25 protein-coding genes and 3 tRNA genes are annotated in these 21,077 nt (G+C 30.8%); 19 read left to right on the plus strand and 9 right to left on the minus strand.

Annotated elements, in window-relative coordinates:
* The first annotated feature begins 25 nt into the window (after positions 1–25).
* Positions 26–625 carry a LysE family translocator gene (locus tag ACTTBE_RS00965; protein WP_440676796.1) on the plus strand — a complete coding sequence of 200 codons (600 nt, stop codon included), beginning with the start codon at positions 26–28 and terminating at the stop codon, positions 623–625.
* Here the strand turns inward: ACTTBE_RS00965 and ACTTBE_RS00970 are convergent.
* The 4 genes from ACTTBE_RS00970 to ACTTBE_RS00985 are packed head-to-tail and all read right to left on the minus strand — an operon-like array spanning position 622 to position 4,356.
* Entirely contained in the window at positions 622–1,425 is an 804-nt protein-coding gene (locus tag ACTTBE_RS00970) for a M23 family metallopeptidase (protein WP_440676797.1), read from the minus strand. The genes ACTTBE_RS00965 and ACTTBE_RS00970 overlap by 4 nt on opposite strands.
* Positions 1,410–2,168: an SDR family NAD(P)-dependent oxidoreductase gene (locus ACTTBE_RS00975; RefSeq protein ID WP_440614478.1), complete on the minus strand. Its 759-nt coding sequence runs from the start codon at positions 2,166–2,168 to the stop codon at positions 1,410–1,412. The genes ACTTBE_RS00970 and ACTTBE_RS00975 overlap by 16 nt, the downstream gene beginning before the upstream one ends.
* Complete coding sequence (locus ACTTBE_RS00980) at positions 2,168–2,761, minus strand: TerC family protein (protein WP_440676798.1); 594 nt, start codon at positions 2,759–2,761, stop codon at positions 2,168–2,170. The genes ACTTBE_RS00975 and ACTTBE_RS00980 overlap by 1 nt, the downstream gene beginning before the upstream one ends.
* Positions 2,761–4,356 carry a GMC family oxidoreductase gene (locus ACTTBE_RS00985; protein ID WP_440676799.1) on the minus strand — a complete coding sequence of 532 codons (1,596 nt, stop codon included), beginning with the start codon at positions 4,354–4,356 and terminating at the stop codon, positions 2,761–2,763. The genes ACTTBE_RS00980 and ACTTBE_RS00985 overlap by 1 nt, the downstream gene beginning before the upstream one ends.
* A gap of 139 nt (positions 4,357–4,495) precedes the next feature.
* Between ACTTBE_RS00985 and ACTTBE_RS00990 the strand changes: the two genes are divergently transcribed.
* From ACTTBE_RS00990 to ACTTBE_RS01015, 6 genes are all read left to right on the plus strand, one after another.
* Positions 4,496–5,590 (plus strand): TRAP transporter substrate-binding protein, encoded by a 1,095-nt coding sequence (locus ACTTBE_RS00990; RefSeq protein WP_262589327.1) that lies wholly within the window; start codon positions 4,496–4,498, stop codon positions 5,588–5,590.
* A 73-nt stretch (positions 5,591–5,663) separates the two neighbouring features.
* Complete coding sequence (locus tag ACTTBE_RS00995) at positions 5,664–6,278, plus strand: TRAP transporter small permease subunit (protein ID WP_440676800.1); 615 nt, start codon at positions 5,664–5,666, stop codon at positions 6,276–6,278.
* Positions 6,278–7,612 (plus strand): TRAP transporter large permease, encoded by a 1,335-nt coding sequence (locus ACTTBE_RS01000; RefSeq protein WP_440634050.1) that lies wholly within the window; start codon positions 6,278–6,280, stop codon positions 7,610–7,612. Before ACTTBE_RS00995 ends, ACTTBE_RS01000 begins: the two co-directional genes overlap by 1 nt.
* A gap of 26 nt (positions 7,613–7,638) precedes the next feature.
* Positions 7,639–9,096: a cytosine permease gene (locus tag ACTTBE_RS01005; RefSeq protein WP_440676801.1), complete on the plus strand. Its 1,458-nt coding sequence runs from the start codon at positions 7,639–7,641 to the stop codon at positions 9,094–9,096.
* Between the two features lies 1 nt (position 9,097).
* Positions 9,098–10,102, plus strand: a complete 1,005-nt coding sequence (locus ACTTBE_RS01010) for an alcohol dehydrogenase catalytic domain-containing protein (protein WP_440676802.1) — start codon at positions 9,098–9,100, stop codon at positions 10,100–10,102.
* 193 nt (positions 10,103–10,295) lie between these two features.
* Positions 10,296–10,946 (plus strand): DUF3047 domain-containing protein, encoded by a 651-nt coding sequence (locus ACTTBE_RS01015; protein ID WP_440676803.1) that lies wholly within the window; start codon positions 10,296–10,298, stop codon positions 10,944–10,946.
* Here ACTTBE_RS01015 and ACTTBE_RS01020 read toward each other — a convergent pair whose 3' ends face one another.
* The gene (locus ACTTBE_RS01020) at positions 10,947–11,087 is read right to left on the minus strand and encodes a hypothetical protein (protein ID WP_440618523.1); all 141 of its coding nucleotides are present in this window, start codon (positions 11,085–11,087) and stop codon (positions 10,947–10,949) included.
* Between the two features lie 58 nt (positions 11,088–11,145).
* Here ACTTBE_RS01020 and ACTTBE_RS01025 point away from each other — a divergent pair, with 58 nt between their 5' ends.
* Entirely contained in the window at positions 11,146–11,562 is a 417-nt protein-coding gene (locus tag ACTTBE_RS01025) for a YbgC/FadM family acyl-CoA thioesterase (RefSeq protein WP_440651294.1), read from the plus strand.
* Here ACTTBE_RS01025 and ACTTBE_RS01030 read toward each other — a convergent pair.
* Entirely contained in the window at positions 11,555–12,235 is a 681-nt protein-coding gene (locus ACTTBE_RS01030) for a uracil-DNA glycosylase (RefSeq protein ID WP_440651295.1), read from the minus strand. The genes ACTTBE_RS01025 and ACTTBE_RS01030 overlap by 8 nt on opposite strands.
* Before the next feature lie 2 nt (positions 12,236–12,237).
* On the opposite strand from ACTTBE_RS01030, the gene ACTTBE_RS01035 reads away from it, so the two are divergent.
* Together ACTTBE_RS01035 and ACTTBE_RS01040 are read left to right on the plus strand one after the other, a co-directional pair.
* Entirely contained in the window at positions 12,238–12,795 is a 558-nt protein-coding gene (locus ACTTBE_RS01035) for a histidine phosphatase family protein (protein ID WP_440676804.1), read from the plus strand.
* Between the two features lie 10 nt (positions 12,796–12,805).
* A complete protein-coding gene (locus tag ACTTBE_RS01040; protein ID WP_179850441.1) occupies positions 12,806–12,943 on the plus strand; it encodes a hypothetical protein in 138 nt (45 codons plus the stop codon).
* On the opposite strand, the gene ACTTBE_RS01045 is transcribed toward ACTTBE_RS01040, so the two are convergent.
* From ACTTBE_RS01045 to ACTTBE_RS01055, 3 genes are read right to left on the minus strand one after another with little or no spacing between them, the layout of a single operon-like run.
* Positions 12,940–13,368: a hypothetical protein gene (locus tag ACTTBE_RS01045; protein ID WP_440676805.1), complete on the minus strand. Its 429-nt coding sequence runs from the start codon at positions 13,366–13,368 to the stop codon at positions 12,940–12,942. The two genes, ACTTBE_RS01040 and ACTTBE_RS01045, sit on opposite strands and share 4 nt — an antisense overlap.
* Positions 13,355–13,525, minus strand: a complete 171-nt coding sequence (locus ACTTBE_RS01050; protein WP_179850442.1) for a hypothetical protein — start codon at positions 13,523–13,525, stop codon at positions 13,355–13,357. Before ACTTBE_RS01050 ends, ACTTBE_RS01045 begins: the two co-directional genes overlap by 14 nt.
* Complete coding sequence (locus tag ACTTBE_RS01055) at positions 13,518–13,769, minus strand: DUF1289 domain-containing protein (RefSeq protein ID WP_440651298.1); 252 nt, start codon at positions 13,767–13,769, stop codon at positions 13,518–13,520. Before ACTTBE_RS01055 ends, ACTTBE_RS01050 begins: the two co-directional genes overlap by 8 nt.
* Positions 13,770–13,853: 84 nt before the next feature.
* On the opposite strand from ACTTBE_RS01055, the gene ACTTBE_RS01060 reads away from it, so the two are divergent.
* The 9 genes from ACTTBE_RS01060 to ACTTBE_RS01100 all read left to right on the plus strand — a co-directional run bounded on the left by ACTTBE_RS01060 (position 13,854) and on the right by ACTTBE_RS01100 (position 21,075).
* Positions 13,854–13,938: transfer RNA gene (locus tag ACTTBE_RS01060), tRNA-Leu, on the plus strand.
* 10 nt (positions 13,939–13,948) lie between these two features.
* Complete coding sequence (gene tig / locus ACTTBE_RS01065) at positions 13,949–15,436, plus strand: trigger factor (protein WP_440676806.1); 1,488 nt, start codon at positions 13,949–13,951, stop codon at positions 15,434–15,436.
* 32 nt (positions 15,437–15,468) lie between these two features.
* Positions 15,469–16,080 (plus strand): ATP-dependent Clp endopeptidase proteolytic subunit ClpP, encoded by a 612-nt coding sequence (clpP, locus tag ACTTBE_RS01070; RefSeq protein ID WP_262589313.1) that lies wholly within the window; start codon positions 15,469–15,471, stop codon positions 16,078–16,080.
* 89 nt (positions 16,081–16,169) lie between these two features.
* Positions 16,170–17,438, plus strand: coding sequence for an ATP-dependent Clp protease ATP-binding subunit ClpX (gene clpX / locus ACTTBE_RS01075; protein ID WP_075506632.1), 1,269 nt, complete (start codon positions 16,170–16,172; stop codon positions 17,436–17,438).
* Positions 17,439–17,498: 60 nt separating this feature from the next.
* Entirely contained in the window at positions 17,499–19,877 is a 2,379-nt protein-coding gene (gene lon, locus ACTTBE_RS01080) for an endopeptidase La (RefSeq protein WP_440676807.1), read from the plus strand.
* A 50-nt stretch (positions 19,878–19,927) separates the two neighbouring features.
* Positions 19,928–20,003: transfer RNA gene (locus ACTTBE_RS01085), tRNA-Val, on the plus strand.
* A gap of 12 nt (positions 20,004–20,015) precedes the next feature.
* Positions 20,016–20,092, plus strand: a tRNA-Asp gene (locus tag ACTTBE_RS01090).
* Between the two features lie 88 nt (positions 20,093–20,180).
* Entirely contained in the window at positions 20,181–20,549 is a 369-nt protein-coding gene (locus ACTTBE_RS01095) for an NADH-quinone oxidoreductase subunit A (protein WP_075506634.1), read from the plus strand.
* A gap of 10 nt (positions 20,550–20,559) precedes the next feature.
* Positions 20,560–21,075 carry a NuoB/complex I 20 kDa subunit family protein gene (locus ACTTBE_RS01100; RefSeq protein ID WP_440676808.1) on the plus strand — a complete coding sequence of 172 codons (516 nt, stop codon included), beginning with the start codon at positions 20,560–20,562 and terminating at the stop codon, positions 21,073–21,075.
* Positions 21,076–21,077: the final 2 nt, after the last annotated feature.

The following is a 21,077-nucleotide window of genomic DNA, read 5'->3' on the forward strand; positions in this document are numbered from 1 at the left end:
TTGTTATTGATTAATTCAGACTGTCATGGATTTTGTATTACTATATTTTGTTATAGCAAGTTTTTTAATAGTGATAGTGCCGGGCCCCACTGTCAGTCTGATAATTGCCAATTCTTTAAGATCTGGTGTAAAAGCAGGATTATTAAACGTTTTTGGTACCCAAGTTGGTGTTTTAATTTTGTTATTTTTATTAGCACTTGGATTTGAGATAGTTTCGCCTTTTCTAGAAGTGATTATTAAATATGTAAGAATTCTAGGTTCAATTTATTTAATTTCACTTGGAGTAATTACAATTAAGTCAGATATTGATTTAAATAAAACTCAAGTAACTAAATTTGAAAAAAAATATTTTCTCCAAGGATTAATAGTGATTTTAACTAATCCAAAAATATTTTTGTTCCTTGGTGCATTTATTCCTCAATTTATTAATATAAATAAACCTGTTAGTTATCAGATAATTTATTTTGGAATTATCTTTATAATTGTAGCTACAATATTTGATAGCTCATATGCATTTGTATTTGGCAAGTTTAGAGAATTCATAGCATCAAAATATTTAAAATTTTTAAATAAAATTGGCGGATTTATATTAATTCTTGTTGGTATTTGGATGTTTTTTTATTAATTTTCCAAAACAGACATTGGGTCCAATCTAGTTTGAAACCAATTAATTCTAAAATCAAGATGAGGTCCAGTTGATCTTCCTGTCGATCCGACGGTTCCAATAATATCTCCTTGATTAATTAAGTCTCCTACAGAAACTAAAACATTTTCTAAATGTGAATATATAGTTGATATACCATGACCGTGATCCATAATTACTGTACCACCGGTGTAATATAAATCATCTTCAGCCATTGTAACTTTTCCTGAGCCAGATGATTTAATCATTGTCCCTTGTTTTGCTGCTATATCAATTCCATAATGTGGCCATCTAGGTTTACCGTTTAAAATTCTTTGACTCCCATATACACCACTAATTATTCCTTCAACAGGCATTATAAACTTTTGCTTAAAAAACTGTAATTCAGAATTAATTGCTCTTGCTTCACCAATTGCATTATTTTCTTTTTTTATTCTTTTATAGACTGACTCGGGTGGGGTTACTTTGCTTTCTTCTAAGCCATCTATTCTTTGAATGTTGTATTTTCTTTTTAAAACTTTTTTAGTTATTGTAGATTTCTTTCCATTAAAGATTTTTGTAAAAGTAAGATCATATTTTTGATCTCTATCAATACCAAAAACGAAAAAACCATCCTTTGATACTCTTACTTCTTTTTTTCCAACAATTATCTTAGCACCAGGATTTGTTTTTCCTAAGATAAAATGACCTTGTAAGAATTTACCTTGAAATTCTATCGCGTTTGCAGTTGAAAAAAATAAGAAAAATATTAAAAAAAATCTATTTATTACTGAGCTGTCCATCCACCATCTATTATAATTGATGTTCCAGTTATCATTGAGGAAGCGGGTGAGGCTAAGAAACAAACTGTTGTCGCTACATCACTTTCAGTTGCTGCTTTTCCCATTGGAATATTTCCAAGTGCTAGTTTTTTAAATTTTTTATTTTTAAAGAAATTTTTAACCATTGGAGTTTCAACAAACGTAGGAGCTACTGTATTAACTCTTATATTTCTTTTAGCTAACTCTACTCCCATACCTTTTGTCAAACCTTCAATTCCAAATTTAGTCATATTGTAAACATTTCTCCCACCCATACCAACATGACCTAATTGAGAAGACATATTGATAATAGAGCCGGGTCTCTTTTTATTTTTAAGCATTTTTTTAACTACTAGTTGTGCAACATTAAATGCAGCTTTTAGATTTAAATCTACCAAGTAATTCATGCTTTTTTGTTTAATTTTTTCAAAAGGTTCAGGAATATTAGTTCCAGCATTGTTTACTAACACATCAATAATTTTGATTTTTTCTAATTTTGCTTTTAGATCTTCATAATTCATTACATCACAAGGAACTTTAATTACTTTACCTTTAATTTTTTTAATATCTTTTTCTAATTTATTTAAATCAGATGGAGTTCTGCTTAAAGCTATTACAGTTGCCCCAGCTTCAGCTAGTGCAATAGAACAAGCTCTCCCAAGTCCTTTACCAGCACCAGTAACTAGTGCGTACTTATTTTTAAGATTAATTTTTTGAAGATACATTAAAAGAATATTATTTTAATATCTGTATAAATCAACTCAACAGCTACTATTAATATTGCCAATAACCCAATCCATGCAATCCATTTGTATTTTTTTATCCACCCAGAAATTAATGTTGCAGCAGTTGCCATTAAAACAATCGATAGAACCAGTCCAAATACAAGTAATCCATAATGATCACCTGCAGCACCAGCAACACCCAAAACATTATCTAAACTCATTGTGAAATCAGCAAGTAAAACCGTCCAAATTGCTTTTAAAAAGCTTGAGTTGTCTACTTTTATATCTTCTTCTGAATCTGATCCTTTGATTACATCAACATAAAGTTTGTAGACAATATAAAGAAGTAAAATTCCACCAATAAGTCTCAGTCCAGTAATTTGTAACAAATAAGCTGTTAGTAACGTTAATATTATACGTAATATTACTGCACCACCAATTCCCCAAAATATAACTTTCTTCCTTTGCTCAACAGGAAATTTTGAAGCTACCATTCCAATTATAATGGCATTGTCACCAGCTAGAACTAAATCAATAAAAATAATTTGTGTTAAAATAGCAATTTGTTCGGGAGTAAAAAATTCTGCAAACATTATTGTTGTAGTATCATGTCAGCACCTTTTTCTGCAATCATAATCGTAGGTGCGTTAGTATTTCCCGAAGTAATGTTAGGCATTATCGATGCATCAATAACTCGAAGATTTTCTATTCCTCTTACTTTTAATTTTTCATCAACTACTGACATCTCATCTTGACCCATTTTGCATGTACCAACAGGATGAAAAATTGTTTGTGCAAAATTTGATGCTTCTTTTACTAATTCCTCGTTATCATTAATATGAATACCTGGTCTATATTCCTCAGGTGTATATTTCTTAAAAGTTTCAGATTCCATTATAATTTTTCTTGTCAATTTTAATCCTTTGGCAGCAATCATTCTATCGTGATCAGTTGACAGGTAATTTTGTTTTATTTTTGCGTAAACGCGTGAATCTTTATCAATAATACTTACGTGACCTCTACTTGTGGGTCTTATATTAGAAACAGTTGGAGTGAATGCGTGAAAATCGTGATTTTTTGTAGCTCCCAATGTATCCATACTCATTGGTTGAACGTGCCATTGTAAATCTGGTAATTCTAAAGAAGGATCACTTTTTGCAAACATACAAAGCTGACTTGCTCCCATAGTCATTGGACCACTTCTTTTAAAAACATATTCTAATCCGATAAGTAAATTTCCAAACAAACTATTAATTTTTTTGTTAAGAGATTTTAAACCATTAATTTTATAAATAGGTCTTAACATTAGGTGATCGTGTAAATTTTCACCAACACCATTTAAATTATGAACCATATCAATTCCCAATTTTTTTAGTTTTTCTGGATTTCCAATTCCTGATACTTGCAATATTTGAGGAGAACCAATTGCACCTGAAGAAACTATAACTTCTCTATTTGCTCCAGCTGTTTTCAATTCATTATCTTGCCAATACTCAACTGATTTTGCCTTTTTATTTTCAAAGTTTATTTTTTTAACATGAGCGTGAGTAATAATTGTTAAATTTTTTCTATGCTTAACAGGATTTAGATAACCAACAGCAGTACTACATCTAAATCCATCTTTTTCTGTTACCTGAAAATAACCACAACCATGATTATCACCTGTATTAAAATCTTTCGTTTTTGGTACACCAAATTCCTCAGCAGCGTTTTGAAACTCATCTAAAAGAGGAAGATGTATTCTTTGATCTGAGACAGAGAGAGGTCCACCAACTCCATGATATTCACTTTTGCCTCTTTCTTGATTCTCTGCTTTTATAAAATAGGGAAGAACATCATCCCAACCCCAGCCAGTATTTCCAAGCTGTCTCCAAATATCATAATCTCTGTGTTGTCCTCGTATATATAAAAGTCCATTGATAGAAGAGCTTCCTCCTAAAGTTTTTCCACGGGGATAACGTATTGAAATATTATTCATGCTTTCATCTGGTTCTGTCTTGTAGCACCAGTCAGTATTAGGATTGTGCATCGTTTTAAAATAACCAACTGGAATATGGATCCATGGGTAATTATCTTTACCTCCAGCCTCAATCAAAAGAACTTTGTGTGAAGAGTTTTCTGATAGCCTATTTGCTAAAACACAGCCTGCAGATCCAGCTCCTAGTACAATAAAATCAAAATTATTCATAAATTAGAACTCTTATAAATTAAAAAAATTATATTTCTAACAAATCTGTTAAAAATTTAAAATATACCAATATTAACACTTGTTTTAGTTTTCATTCTTTGACAAAGTTTCGACTTTAAAAATAAAGAGAGGGAAACAAATGAAAAAAATCATTTCAATGTTATTTGCAGTTGCAATGGTGTTTGGATTTATTTCAAATGCTAATGCTGCAAAAACACTAAAATGTCAGACAGTTCTTAACACAAAAGCTGATGAAGTTAAGATGTTAAAAGACTTTACTGACACAGTAACAGCGTTAACTGGTGGATCTCTTAAGTTTGAAATTATGCCAGCTGGAGCTGTTGTTGGTGTAAAAGAAACTTTAGATGCAGTTGACAAAGGCCTAATCGATTGTGGTTTCGCATGGACTCACTATTGGTCAGGTGACCATCCTGCAGCTATGCTATTCGGTTCTCCAGTAGCTGGTGGTGGTGTTGGTATTGACAACATTGCATTCTTATCATGGTTTCAGTATGGCGGTGGAAAAGAGTTATACGACAGACTATGGAAAGAAATGGGAAGAGATATCAAAGGATTTATGATTCAACCAGTTGGACCAGAGGCTTTAGGTTGGTTTCCAAAACCAATTAAAGATATGGCTGACTTTAGAAAATATAAGTTCAGAACTCCTCCAGGAATTCCAGGACAAACATATAAAGACATCGGTATCGCATCTGTAGCTATGGGTGGTGGAGATATTCTACCAGCTTTAGAAGCAGGAACAATTGATGCTGCTGAATGGTGTTGTCCAAAACCAGACTTAACGTTTGGTTTCCAAAAAGTATTAAAGCACTACTACCTACAAGGTCTACACCAAGTAGTCGTAAATGCTGACTTTTATATTACTGGAAAAACATACAACGCTATGAGCGATCATGAGAAGAAGTCTCTTGAAGTTGCAGCTAATGCATCGTTAGCTAAATCTTTAAGTTACAGAATCTATGAAAATGGTAAAGCTTTAAGAGAGCTTACTGAAGTTCATGGAGTTAAATTAGAGGACACACCTTCTGATTACTTCACAGAATACATGGCTGCAGCTAAGAAAAGTTTGGAAACAAACGCTGCAAACAATGCATTCTTTGCAGAAGTATGGGACTCTATGAAAGAATTTGCTGATATAGCAGTTCCTTTCTGGAGTGGTGCTCAAATGTCTAATGCGAAGCTAGGAATGGCTCACGCAGCAACATTAAAGTAATCCAATAATTAATCTATAATTCAATTAGAGCGGACTTAGTTGTCCGCTCTAATTTTTTCTAACAAAATTTTTTATGGCTGAAGAACCAACTAAACTAGATATATCAGATGAAATGATAGCCGAAAGGCGAGGTGGTTCAGGAAAGATGCCAAATGACATGCCATCATGGATGGCAACTTCTATTGTAAATATTGATAAATTTAGCAAATGGGTAGGTAATGTTGTTTGTTGGATACTGATGCCACTTATCTTTGCTATGACTTATGAAGTTTTAGCAAGAAAACTTTTTCATGCACCTACAATTTGGGCTTATGACATAAGTAGATTTTTGTATGGTGCACTATTCATGTTAGGTGCAGGTTATGCACTTTCAAAAGGTGTTCATATAAGAGCAGATTTTTTATACAGAAATTTCAAAACAAAAAACCAAGGGACGATTGATTTTTGGTTATATATTTTATTTTATTTTCCAGGACTAATAGTCTTTCTTTATATGACAATTGGTTATGTAGGTGAATCTATTCAAAGAGGTGAAAGAGGAATGGATACTACATGGATGCCATATATGTGGCCAATTAAAACTTGTTTATTGATTGGTATCGTATTTTTATTAATCCAAGGTATTTCAGAATTATTAAAAAGTTATTGGGCTGCTACTAGAGGAAAATGGCCAGGAGAAGATGAATAATGTTAGCTGAATTTATAGATCCAGCATATTTAGGTTTTATTCTGGTAGGAGTAATGCTTTTTGCAATTTTCGTAGGATTTCCTATTTCATTTACACTTATATTTTTAGGTTTTGTATTTGGATATTTAGGGTTTGGAAAATTGGTTTTCTATTTAATGACGCTCCAATTTTCGATGGTCATGACCGAACAAACCCTCGCCGCCGTTCCGCTCTTTGTCTTTATGGGTATTATGATGGAGCAGGCAGGTTTGATGGAAAGATTATTCTCATCATTTCAAATGATGCTCGCAAGAGTTAGAGGAGCATTATATTACGCTGTTCTTTTTGTTTCAGTTATTTTTGCTGCAGCGACAGGGATTGTTGGCGCTTCAGTAACTATACTCGGTATCATGGCAGCAAAATCAATGAATAGATCTGGCTATGACGTCAGACTTGCTGCAGGTACGATAACAGCTGGTGGTACTTTAGGAATTTTAATACCTCCAAGTATCATGCTTGTTGTTATGGGACCAATTATGGAAATTCCAGTTATTGATTTATTTGCGGCTGCTATAATTCCAGGAATTCTTCTAGCAAGTTTATATGCTGGATACACAACAATAAGATGTATGATCAATCCTAAATTGGGACCTGTAATTCCTGAAGAGATGAGAGCTGCTAGTATGAAAGAAGTTTGGATTGAATTCTTTTTAGGTTTAGTTCCACCAGCAGCCTTAGTGTTTGCAGCATTAGGAAGCATACTTTTTGGTTTTGCAACTCCAACAGAAGCAGCTGGTTGTGGTGCAATGGGAGCTTTACTACTTTCTTTAGCATACAAAAAATTAACTTTTTCAAAACTTCAAGAAGCTCTTGTTAAAACTTTAGAGATAACAGCTTTAATTATGGTTTTAGTTGCTGCATCAAACTTTTTTGGTGCTGTTTTTGCAAGACTAGGTACTCCAACCCTATTAACTGAATTCTTGTTAGGTTTAGACATGAACAAATATTTAATATTAGCGATTGTAATGGTTGCAATATTTTTATTAGGTTGGCCTTTAGAGTGGGTACCAATCGTAATGATTATTGTGCCAATTATTTTACCATTGATCGAAGCTCTTGGCTTTAATCTTACTTGGTTTGCAATATTAGTTGCCGTCAATCTCCAGACCGCCTGGCTGTCCCCACCAGTGGCATTGTCTGCGTATTTCTTAAAAGGGGTGGTGCCTGAATGGGATTTAAAAGATATTTATTATGGAATGATGCAATTTATGGTGCTTCAAATAATTGGTTTGGTTTTAATTATAATATTTCCTAAAATTGCACTTTGGTTACCAACTCTCCTATATGGACAGTAGAAATTATTAGTTTAAAATAATTACTAGTGAATCAACCTAAAGTTAAATACTCCCTATCAAATTGGGATTTAGTTTCGGTAAATCCAAATTATAAAACTTGGAATTGGAAAGACCTTTTTTGTTACTGGGGAGTTAATGTACAAAGTGTAATTGGTTTTTCTCTAATTGCCTCACTTTATATAATGTACAATCTAAACACCTTTGTGGTTTTAATAGGAACTTTATTAGGTTCATTTTTTGTTTATTTATTTGCTAATTTTATTGGAAAACCTTCACAAAAATTTGGATTACCTTTTGTAGTTTTGTTGAGATCTTCTTTAGGATTTAATGGAGCGAAATTTTTTGGATTAATCAGAAGTTTGGTTGGAATTTTCTTATTTGGAATTCAAACTTATTTTTTATCAAAAATTTTAACTTATCTTATTAGAATATTACTTTTCACTATCGATGAGTCATTGTTAGTACAAGATATATTTATTTTTTATTTTTTTGGTTTGAATATTATAGACTGGTCATCAATTTTAATTGCAATTATTTTTCAAACATTTTTGTTTAGTATTGGTGCTCAATATAATAAAAAAATAATAAATTTTTCAGCAATCAGTGTTTATGTAGGAATTATTGTTTTTTTCTTCCTTGTTTTTTTAAGTGATGTCAAATTAACATCAAAAGCCTTTCTAAATATTTTTAATACCAAAAACTTTTTTGATCTTAATAATTTATTACCACTTTTAACTGTAGCAGGAACTGTCTTTGCTTATTTTTCAATATTAATAATTAGTTTTGGGGACATTTCTAGGAATGTTAAAAATACTAAAGAGTTGGGTAAAGGGAATTTAAGTTTGTTTATTAATTTAATTATTTTCTCTTTTTTCTCTATATTTATTGTTGCTGGATCAGATGCACTTTTAAATCAAAAATTTTCAGAAATAGACAGAATTTTTACAAATCCCACTGATATAATTGGCAAATATGATAATATTCAAATAACTACATTGGTACTATTTTTTATCGTAATTGCTTCAGCATCCACGAATTTAGTAGCCAATTATATTCCATCTCAATATTCACTAATAAATTTTGTTCCAAATAAATTATCTTTAAGGAGTGCAAGTTATATAATTTCTTTCCTCGGTTTGCTGGTAGCTATTTTTTGGCTTACAATTTTGAGTCAAATTGGCATTTTATCTTTTATAGATACATTTGGTGCATTTTTTGGACCATTATTTGGAGTAATAGTTGCTGACTATTATCTGATCAATAAACAAAGCTTGAGTAACAAAGATTTGTATTCAATAGACAAAGAAAGTAGTTATTATTATTCAAGAGGGTGGCATATTAAAGGTATCTACTCAGTAATTTTAGGTTTTATTTTTTCAGCATCAACAATTTGGAATACAAATCTAATGTTTTTACAGTCTTATGCGTGGTTAATTGGTGCATTTGTAGCCTGGATAACGTATTACTTGTTGGCAAAAAAATAATATGAAAGCTTTAGTATACACTGGAACACAAGAATTAGTTTACAGAGATGAGCCTAATCCGATTGAAGTTTCAGGTGAAAGTATTTTAAAAATCCATGCTTCAGGAATATGTGGTTCTGATATGCACGCGTATCATGGACATGATGAGAGAAGAATTCCTCCATTAATATTAGGCCATGAAGTTAGTGGTGAAGTTCAAAATGGTAAATTTAAGGGTAAAAACGTTGTTTTAAATCCTCTGATAACTTGTGGTAAATGTGAATACTGCACAAGTGGAAGAGAACATCTTTGTCCTCATAGAATTATTTTAGGGATGAATAAACCAATTGAAAGACAAGGGGTTTTTGCAGAATTTGTCTCAACACCAGACACAAATATTTATGAAATCCCAGATGGATTAGATAAAAATGAAGCGCCAGTAGCAGAGCCAACTGCAGTTTCTTTGCACGCAGTATTAATTGGTGAACAATCTTTAAAAAAACCTTTGTCTGAATGTAAAATTTTGATCCAAGGTGGTGGTGCAATAGGATTATTATGTGGTTTAATTTTATCTAAAATTAAAAATAGTAAAAATATAATTCTCTCTGATCCTAATAAATTGAGATTAAATGAGTGCTCAAAATATTTAGATGCAAAATATGTTGCACCAGACCATAACGAGATAGAAAGTAATAAATTTGATATTGTATTTGATACAGTAGGCTTAGAAATTTCAAGACAACAGGCTATTGAAGTGGTTAAGCCAGGTGGTTCAATTATTCATATAGGCTTAACTCAGCCAGCTGGAACCTTTAATTTTAGAAAAATGACACTTCAAGAGGTGACTGTTATAGGAACTTATTGTTATACAAATAAGGATTTTGAGCAAACCTTAGCAATATTAGCCAACAAAGAGATAGGTTCTCTAGATTGGATTGAATTTAGAGATTTAAAAAATGGCGGTGATGCCTTTAAACAAATTCATGATGGCACATGTGTTGCACCTAAAATTATACTGATACCTTAGAATTAGAATTTAATTTTATAGCTCTAGAACTACCCATTTTGAGGTCATTAGACATAATTGGTGCAGATATCATTATTGACCAATAAATTAAAAGTAAAAAAATTGAAATTGTTTTCATATTAATTATTTAAAAATTAATTCTGATTTTTGCATGTTTAAATCTTGTCTAAATAATGTATTAAGAACTTAAATTATGAAAATATTTTTTAAACTCATCTCAATTTTTTTGATTTCAATTAGCTCAGTTGTTGCAAATGAAGTTATAGTGTTTGACTTTACAGAAGTAGAACTTTCAGAATTAACTGTCAGAAAAGTAAGGGGAGCAAAGAACGAGACAAAATATACTGTTGGTAAGAATGAAAATGGAAATTTCCTTAAGGCTGTTGCCGATAATGCAGCATCTGGTCTTGGTAAAGAAGTTAAAATTGATCTAAACAAGACACCTTTTATAAATATTACGTGGAAAGTTGAGAAAGATTTATCAGGAATTAAAGAAGATACAAGAAAAGGCCATGATTTTGCAGCGAGAGTTTTTGCTGTTAAAAAAACAGGTGCAACACCATTATCAAATAGAGCAATTAACTATGTTTTTTCAAGCAACAGGGATGTTGGTGTTAGTTCACCAAGTCCATACACAAAAAAATCTATAGACAATGTTATAGCCACAACCAAAACTAATTTAAATGAATGGGTAACAGTTAAATCAAATGTAAAAGAAGATTTTAAGAAATTTCACGATTTAGATTTAGACGAATTAGATGGTTTAGCAGTTATGGCGGATACAGATAATTCTAAAATGAAATCTGTGGCTTATTTTCAAAACATTTATTTTTCAGCAAATTAATTAAAGTTTAGTATATTTTTTTAGCCCCATACTCAGGATTGACAGTATGATTGCTACAATTACGTCCTCTATTGGAGTAGCATTAGGTACACCAAAGTTCCATAAAATTACTCCAATCAACCAAATTATATAAACTTTCATTGTAGTTATTATATCTTAGTTTGTATAAAAATTTCTCATTATTTGATATTAATGAACAATGCATAAAACTTTTAGCCATAATGTTAAAATTTACTATGAAGATACCGACTCTGGAGGAGTAGTTTATTACGCAAATTATTTAAAATATTTTGAAAGAGCTAGAACAGAAGCATTATTAGCTATTGGTTTAAGTAATTTGAAAATTAAAGAAGAGTTTAATTCTTTAATAATCGTTAAGTCATGCAATATTGAATATAAAAAATCAGCATACTTAGAAGATAATTTAACAATAAAATCTTTTATATCGTCTTTGTCAAAAACCTCTTTTGTAATGGATCAGTCAATTTACAGAGATGATTTATTAATTGTGGATGCTAAAATACATTTAGTATTTGTAAATACAATCGGAAAACCTACAAAAATTCCTGAGATAGTTTTAAACAACTTTGAACCTTATATTTTAAAATCTAAATAGCTGTTACTCTTTTTATTTTTTTGAAAAAATTAACTATCATTTTTTCAGATATTAATTTTGTATTTACATTTCTAGGACTTGGATGATAACAAGCGTACAATCTGATTTTATTTGACAAATCATAATATTTCCCGTGCTTAAAAGTATACTTTCCATTTAATTTATTTTTACTTTTGTAATATTTAATACAATTATCAAAAGCAACTTTACCTAAAGCAACAATTGTTTGGATTTTGCTTAAAGTTTCAATCTCATTTTGAAAATGATTTGAGCAATTTGATAATTCTTCATTTGTTGGTTTGTCACCAGGAGGAACACATTTCAGTATATTGGTTATAAAAGTTGATTTTAATTCCAATCCATCATTTAAATTTTCTGAATAAGGTAGATTAGAAATATTTGCTTTTTTTAAACAAGAAAACAAGAAATCGCTTGATTTGTCTCCAGTGAAAGGTCTTCCTGTTCTGGTTCCCCCATGTGCAGCTGGCGCCAAACCTAAAATTAATAATTTCGAATTTATCTTACCAAATCCAGGAACTGGTTTACCCCAATAAGTTTCGTTAATGTTTTGTTTTCGTTTTACAGTAGATATTTTTTTAATAAAATTAATTAATCTAGGACATTTTCTACATTTAATAATTTTCTTATTAAGTTGTTTTAATTTATTATTCATCTATGAAAATTTTAAAATATTTTTTAATTATATTTATATTTTTAAGTTCTCCAATTAAAGCAGATTCAAATGAAGCTATGATTGGTGAGCTTCAAAAAGGTGGTAAATTAATATTTATTCGTCATGCTTATGCACCGGGAGGAGGGGATCCTTCTAATTTTGATGTCAATAATTGTGAAACCCAAAGAAACTTAAATTACGAGGGCAGAGTACAATCAAAAAAAATTGGAAATTTTTTTAAACAAAATGAAATTTTAATAAACAAAATTTACTCTAGTGAATGGTGCAGATGCAAAGAAACTGCAGAAATAGCCTTTAAAAATTATGAAACAAAAAATTTTTTGAATTCATTTTTTAGTACAAAATTTGCTAAAAATAGAAAACAACAAGTTATTGATTTTAATAAATTCTTAAACACGTGGGATCAAAAACAAAATATAATTTTTGTAACACATTACGTGGTAATATCTGAGCTTTTAAACTACGCACCATCATCAGGTGAGATTGTTATTTCAGATAAAAATTTAAAAGTAATTGATACTTTAGAAATAGAATATTAAATTAGAATTTATGTCTTCAAAAAGAGCTATGCGACAAGCACAAAAACAAGCATTCGCTAAACATAGATCTAATATTTCAAATAGTAGATTTGATTTTAAAAAAAAAAATTTAGATAAACTTAAGGAAAATAAAAAAAAGAAAACCTAACTTTGGTTTGCAAATTTTTCTATTTTTTTACATGTAGAAATTTTTGAAATCCCTTCGATATCGTTCATAACACTTTTAATAAATATCTCAGGATTGTTCTTTTCAATTAGTATTTGAGTGTAAAATTGAGGATAACCATGTTTTAAAGTAAAAATTTTACCATCCTCTTCGTAAATATTTCTTACATAGGAGTTTGATTTTTTTACACTTAAATCAGTAATTCTATATTTTTGATAAGTTTTTTCTGCATAAACATAATTTCTAGTCATAATTAATTCATTAAGATTAAATATGTATTCATTTTTTAAATATTTATCTTCTTTGTGATCACATTTACTTAAAATTATAATTTCTGAAAATGAATGACTTATAAATGAGAAAGAAAATAAAATGAGAGAAAAAAAAAATAATTTATTTTTTTTCATTTTTTTCAGCAAAAAATAATCCAATTAAAAAAAGTGCTGTCCACCCAATACCCAGTAACGCTTTTGGGCTAGTTTCAGCGCTCCACATATCTAGAACTAAAGCACCAAAGATTAGTCCTATGATATAAATTATAACTACAATTGTTGATTTACTCATTTTTTAGATTTTTTTTGAATAGAGATATTCCGTTATTTATTTTATGCTTGTAAGACTCGTTGAAACTATCTAACTGCCATCCAGTTAATCTTTTTCTGATACTTTCTAAATTGTTTTGTTTCCATTCATCTGTAGTTTCTTCTTGTTTCCAAAGTTTTTTTTCATCATTGTTCCTTCCACAGCCATAACAATAACCAGTTGAAGGATCTGTTTTGCAAATACTGATACAAGGCGAAATAATCATATTATTTATATTTTTATATCCTTTTACACTATTATTCGGATTGGACAAATGAGTTCAATAATATATAAAGCACCTAATTTAACTGGGGCGATGGCGGAATTGGTAGACGCGCTGGTCTTAGGAACCAGTCGAGCAATCGGTGAAGGTTCGAGTCCTTTTCGCCCTACCATTAAATAATTATGAAAGTTACTGTAGAAAATAAAAAAGGTTTAAATAAAGATCTAAAAATTTTTATCGATAAAGAGACTATGAACTCTTATATGGATGAAAAATATGAAGAGATTAAAGGAACAGTAAATTTAAAAGGTTTTCGACCTGGAAAAGTACCAAAAGAAATTTTAAAAAGACAATTTGGTAAAGCTGTATTCGGTGAGGTATTAGACAAAGTTTTAAAAGATACATCAACAAAAGCTTTAGAGGAAAACAAAATTAAACCAGCGGGTCAGCCAAAATTAGATCTAAAAACATATGGTGAAGATAAAGAATTAGAATATGTTTTATCAGTTACAGAGTTACCTAAAGTAGAGATTAAATCATTAGAAAACATTAAATTTGATGAATACACTGTTAAAATTGATGATAGTGAGACAGATAAAAGAATAAAAGAAATTGCTAAGAACCAACCAAATTTCAAGGAAGGTGCTGCAGATACAAAAGCAAAAGAGGGTGATCTAGTAGCACTAGATTACAAAGCAACAATTGATGGAAAAGAATTTAAAGGAAGTGAAGGAAAAAATACACAGCTTACATTAGGTAAAGATTTATTTTTGAAAGGTTTCGATAAGCAGTTAATTGGTGTTAAAAAAGATGATGAGAAAGTTGTTGAAGCAACACTTCCAGAGAATTACCCTGAAAAAGAATTAGTTAATAAAAAAGCTAAATTTAATTGTAAAATTTTATCAGTAAAACAACCACAAGAGGTGAAAATAGATGATGATTTTGCAAAAAATTTAGGAGCTAAAGATTTGAAAGATCTTAAAGCTTTAATTTCAAAACAAATAAATGATGAGTATAAAAATTCTTTAGATCAACTTTCAAAAAATCAAATTTTAAAAGAAATTGAAAAAATTAAAGTTGAAGAAGTTCCAGGAAACTTAGTCGAGGAAGAAGTTAAAATTCTTTCACAAGGTATGTCTGAAGATGAGGCTAAAAAGAATAAGAAATCTTTTGAAGAAAAAGCAAAAACAAGAATTAAGACTGGATTAATCTTAAATGAATTTGGTGAAAAAAATCAAATCAAAGTTAGTGAACAAGAAATTCAAGCTGAAGTTCAAAAACAATTAAGAATGATGCCAGGACAAGAAAAAATGGTTATGGATTTTTATCAAAAAAATCCATCTGCTTTAGCCAGTCTAAGAGGGACAGTTTATGAGGAGAAAATTTTAAATCTTATAAAAGAAAAAGGTAAACCAAATAAAAAAGAAATTTCAAAAGAAGAAGCGGAAAAAATCTTAAAAGAAGCTCATAAACATGATCACGATCACGATCATGACCATGATCATTCGCATGATCACGAACCAAAAAAAGAAACAAAAAAGAAACCTGCAGCAAAAACCTCAGAGGAAAAAAAATCTTCTACAAAAACAGCTAAAGCAAAACCAGCTGCTACAAAAACAGCTAAAGCAAAACCAGCTGCTAAAAAAACAAAAAAAGTTAGCAAAAAGTAATCACAAGTTGTATAACTATAACGAATCAACTTATGACAACAAAATTATCTGAACATATGAGCAATTTAGTGCCAATGGTTGTTGAGCAATCATCTAAAGGTGAAAGAGCTTATGATATTTATTCAAGACTTTTAAAGGAAAGAATAATTTTTTTAACGGGTCAGATAAATGACAATATTGCATCCTTAGTAACAGCTCAGTTATTGTTTTTAGAAGCTGAAGATCCTAAAAAAGAAATTTATTTATATATCAATAGTCCTGGTGGATTGGTTACAGCTGGTCTTGGGATTTACGATACCATGCAATATGTAAAACCTGATATTTCAACTTTATGTATTGGGCAAGCTGCATCAATGGGATCATTTTTGTTGGCTGCAGGAACTAAAGGTAAGAGGTTTTCTTTACCCAACTCAAGAATAATGGTTCACCAACCTTCAGCAGGTTTTCAAGGACAAGCTACGGATATAGAAATTCATGCTAATGAAGTCTTGTCATTAAAGAAAAGATTAAATGAAATTTACTCAAAACATACAGGCAAAACTGTTGATGAAATAAAATCTGCTTTAGAAAGAGATAATTTCATGACTGCTGATGTCGCAAAATCATTTGGTCTTATTGACGAAGTAGTAGAAAAAAGATCATGATACACAATATATTGATAACTTACTAATCCAAACTTGATTAGTATGAGTCTTCTATAATAAAGTAATAAAATTGATTCGTTTAAAAAATTATGAGTACAAATAATAAAAATATTCTTTACTGTTCTTTTTGTGGAAAGAGCCAACACGAAGTTAGAAAATTAATTGCAGGTCCAACTGTATTTATTTGTGATGAATGTGTTGAGCTTTGTATGGATATTATAAAAGAGGAAAGCAAAGATACTTTTGTTAAACATCAAGACGGCCTTCCTTCACCAAAAGAAATTTGTACAGTGTTAGATGATTATGTAATTGGTCAAGCGCATGCCAAGAAAGTTCTGTCAGTAGCAGTACATAATCACTACAAAAGACTTAATTATGAAAACAAAACTAGTAAGAATGTAGAATTATCTAAATCCAATATTTTATTAGTTGGCCCAACTGGTTGCGGTAAAACTTTATTAGCACAAACTCTTGCTAGAATTTTAGATGTTCCATTTACAATGGCAGACGCAACAACTTTGACAGAAGCAGGATACGTTGGTGAGGATGTTGAAAATATAATTTTAAAATTACTTCAAGCTTCAGATTATAATGTTGAAAAAGCACAACGTGGAATAGTTTATATCGACGAGGTTGATAAGATTAGTAGAAAATCTGAGAATCCATCCATTACAAGAGATGTATCTGGAGAAGGAGTTCAGCAAGCTTTATTAAAAATAATGGAAGGAACTGTTGCAAGTGTTCCGCCTCAAGGAGGTAGAAAACATCCTCAACAAGAATTTTTACAAGTTGACACAACAAATATTCTTTTTATCTGTGGAGGTGCTTTTGCTGGATTAGACAAGATTATTTCTCAAAGAGATAAAGGTACTTCAATTGGTTTTGGAGCGGACGTAAAAAACACTCAAGACAAGAAAACAGGAGAGTGGATGAAGGGTCTGGAGCCTGAGGATTTATTGAAATTTGGATTGATACCAGAGTTTATCGGAAGACTACCAATGATAGCAACTCTTGAAGATTTAGACGAAAAATCATTGATTAAAATTTTACAAGAACCAAAAAACTCTTTAACTAAACAATATCAAGAATTATTTAAATTAGATGGAGCGAAATTAACATTTAAAGAAAATGCTCTTAAAGAAATAGCTCAAAAAGCAATTAGCAAAAAAACAGGAGCAAGAGGATTGAGATCAATATTAGAAAATATTTTATTAAAAACTATGTATGATCTCCCAAGCCAAGATAACATTGAAGAAGTAATTGTTGATGCAGGTGCCGCAAAAGGTCAATCACAACCAATTTTAGTTCATTCTAAAGGCGAAAATAAATCTAAGTCTGGCAAAACATCAGCGGCTTAATACCCTTAATAAGTAACAAAAACCTATTGCAATATAATATATAATATCCATATTAATCTTATGGACGTTAAAATATCATTGCCGTTATTACCTTTAAGAGACATTGTAGTCTTCCCAAGCATGGTAATACCTCTGTTTGTAGGAAGAGATAAATCTATTTCTGCACTTAATGAGGTGATGAAAAAAGATAAGAAGATCATTCTTGTAACGCAAAAAAACTCAGAGATTGATGATCCCAAGAAAACAGACGTATTTATGTATGGTTGTGAGGGAAGCATCCTACAATTATTAAAGTTACCAGATGGAACTGTAAAAGTTTTAGTAGAAGGAATTAAAAGAGTTAAAATTTTAGATTTTAAAGATAATGAGAAATTTATTACGTGTGACTATACGTATTTTAATGACATCTTGCCAAAAGATGAGGATTTATTTCCTTTAGCAGCTACTGCTCTAAGAAGATTAGAAAAGTTAACTTCAATAAATAAGAAAATTTCGAACGAAACAATAAACACAATTAAGCAGCTAAAAGATCCTTCTCAAATAGCTGACAATATTGCTTCACACATCACAGCTACAATTTCAGAAAAACAACAAATTTTTGAAACTGTTGATGTTAAGAAGAGATTAAATGCCATAATTAAAATTATGGAAAATGAAACAAGCATAATTGGTGTAGAGAAAAGAATTCGAGGAAGAGTTAAAACTCAAATGGAGAAAACTCAGAGAGAATACTATTTAAATGAACAGCTTAAAGCTATTCAGAAAGAACTTGGTGAGATTGAAGACGGTAAAGATGAAACTACTAGTTTAAATAAAGCTATCACAAAAGCTAAAATGCCAAAAGAAGTTGAAAAGAAATGTCTTCAAGAGCTTAAAAAATTGAAGAACATGAGCCCAATGTCAGCAGAGGCTACAGTGGTTAGAAACTACTTGGATTGGATGACAGAATTACCTTGGCACAAAAAAAGTGAAGTCGACATAGATTTGACTAAAGCATTAAATATTCTTGATAAAGATCATTTTGGACTAGAGAAAGTTAAAGAGAGAATAATAGAATTCTTGGCTGTTCAAAAAAGAATGGAAAAAATCAAGGGTCCAATATTATGTTTAGTTGGCCCTCCTGGTGTTGGTAAAACATCTTTAGGTAAATCTATAGCAAAAGCAACTAACAGAGAATTTGTTAGAATGTCAGTGGGTGGTATGAGAGACGAAGCAGAAATAAGAGGGCATAGAAGAACTTATATTGGATCATTACCAGGTAAAATAATTCAAATGATGAAAAAAGCTGGAACTAAAAATCCTCTGATTTTATTAGATGAGATAGATAAAATTGGAAATGATTATAGAGGCGATCCTTCCTCAGCATTATTAGAAGCACTAGACCCAGAGCAAAATACAACTTTTAACGATCACTATTTAGAAGTTGATTATGATTTATCTGATGTAATGTTTGTAACAACGGCAAATACTTTAAATATTTTACCTCCTTTATTAGACAGAATGGAAGTAATAAGATTAGCTGGTTACACCGAGGATGAAAAAATTAGTATAGCTAATAAATATCTACTTCCTAAACAAATAAAAGATAATGGTGTTAAAGAAAAAGAAATGAAATTGGAAGATGACATCATAAAAGAAGTAATTAGAGGATACACAAAAGAGTCAGGAGTTCGAAACTTAGAAAGAGAAATTTCTAAACTTGCTAGAAAAGTTGTTAAGAAAATTGTAGCGGGTGAGGAAAAAGAAGTTGAAATTAATAATAAAAACTTATCTGATTTTCTTGGTGTAGCTAAATTTAAATTTGGTGAATTAGAATCTGAAAATAGAGTAGGTATTGTAACTGGACTTGCTTGGACTGAGTATGGTGGGGAAATTTTAAAAATTGAAACAGTAACTATGCCTGGTAAAGGAAGAATGCAGATTACTGGTAAGCTAGGTGATGTGATGCAAGAATCAGTAAAAGCTGCAAAATCTTTTGTTAGATCAAAATGTTTAGAGTACGGAATTATTCCACCTCTATTTGAGAAAAAAGATTTTCACATTCATGTACCAGAAGGAGCAACACCAAAAGATGGTCCATCTGCTGGAATAGGAATGGTTACTTCAATTGTTTCATCAATCACAAATATACCTGTGAGAAGAGATGTTGCGATGACTGGTGAGGTAACATTAACGGGTCAAGTATTGCCAATAGGCGGTCTTAAAGAAAAATTATTAGCTGCTCATAGAGCTGGAATCAAAGAAGTTTTGATTCCAAAAGAAAATGAAAAAGATTTGGTGGATATGCCTAAAAAAATTATAGATGATATTAAAATTACACCAGTTGAATATGCTGACCAGGTAATTAAAATTGCTTTAACTAAAGAACTTAAACCTACGGAATGGGTTGAGGTAGATTTAGCAAAAAAAGACGATAAATCTCAAGCTAGTATTCAATAATAATTAATTTACTTTATTAAAGTGTTGATGTAATAAGTAGCTCTGTTTTGGGGCGGTTAGCTCAGTTGGTAGAGCATCTCGTTTACACCGAGGGGGTCAAAGGTTCGAGTCCTTTACTGCCCACCAAACAAATTAAGTGGGGGTGTAGCTCAGTTGGTTAGAGCGATCGCCTGTCACGCGATAGGTCGAGGGTTCGAGTCCCTTCACTCCCGCCACTTTTTCCCAATAAACTGTCTGTTAATATTAATAAAATGTGACTTATCTTCCCTTCAACATCAGATAAAAACTGATATATAGATTTTCATGTTATCTGAATTTTTAAAAGATTACCTACCGATTATTCTATTTTTAGTTATTGCTCTTGGTTTAAGTGTTGCTTTTGTAGTGTTAAATTTTTTACTTTCTCCAAAAAAACCTGATCCAGAAAAGTTATCTGCATATGAATGTGGTTTCGAACCATTTCAGGACTCTAGAATGGAGTTCGATGTAAGATTTTACTTAGTTGCAATTCTATTTATCATATTTGATCTTGAAATTGCCTTTCTATTTCCATGGGCAATATCATTAGGAAACATTGGTCTATTAGGTTTTTCATCAATGATGATTTTTCTATTCATATTAACAGTTGGTTTTATTTATGAATGGAAAAAAGGTGCTCTAGATTGGGAATAAAATTAATTTAATGAACAATAAAATAGAACAAGTTCCTGAAGAGTTTAAACAACTTGCTAAAGATTTTAGTAAAAATGGTTTTATAACCACATCGCTGGATAATTTAATTAATTGGTCCAGATCTGGCTCTTTGCATTGGATGACTTTTGGTCTTGCATGCTGTGCAGTCGAAATGATGCAAACAGCAATGCCTAGATATGACTTGGAAAGGTTTGGAGCTGCTCCACGTGGATCACCAAGACAATCAGATGTAATGATTGTTGCTGGAACATTAACAAATAAAATGGCACCAGCTTTAAGAAAAGTTTATGATCAAATGCCAGAACCTAGATATGTAATTTCTATGGGTAGCTGTGCTAATGGTGGAGGTTATTATCATTATTCTTATTCAGTTGTTAGAGGGTGTGATCGTATAGTTCCAGTAGATGTATATGTTCCTGGGTGTCCTCCTTCAGCAGAAGCATTATTGTATGGAATTTTGCAATTACAAAAAAAAATTAGAAAAAAAGGATCTTTCATAAGATAGCC

It is taken from the genome of Candidatus Pelagibacter sp. HIMB1587 (assembly GCF_052047775.1).
Lineage (GTDB): Bacteria > Pseudomonadota > Alphaproteobacteria > Pelagibacterales > Pelagibacteraceae > Pelagibacter.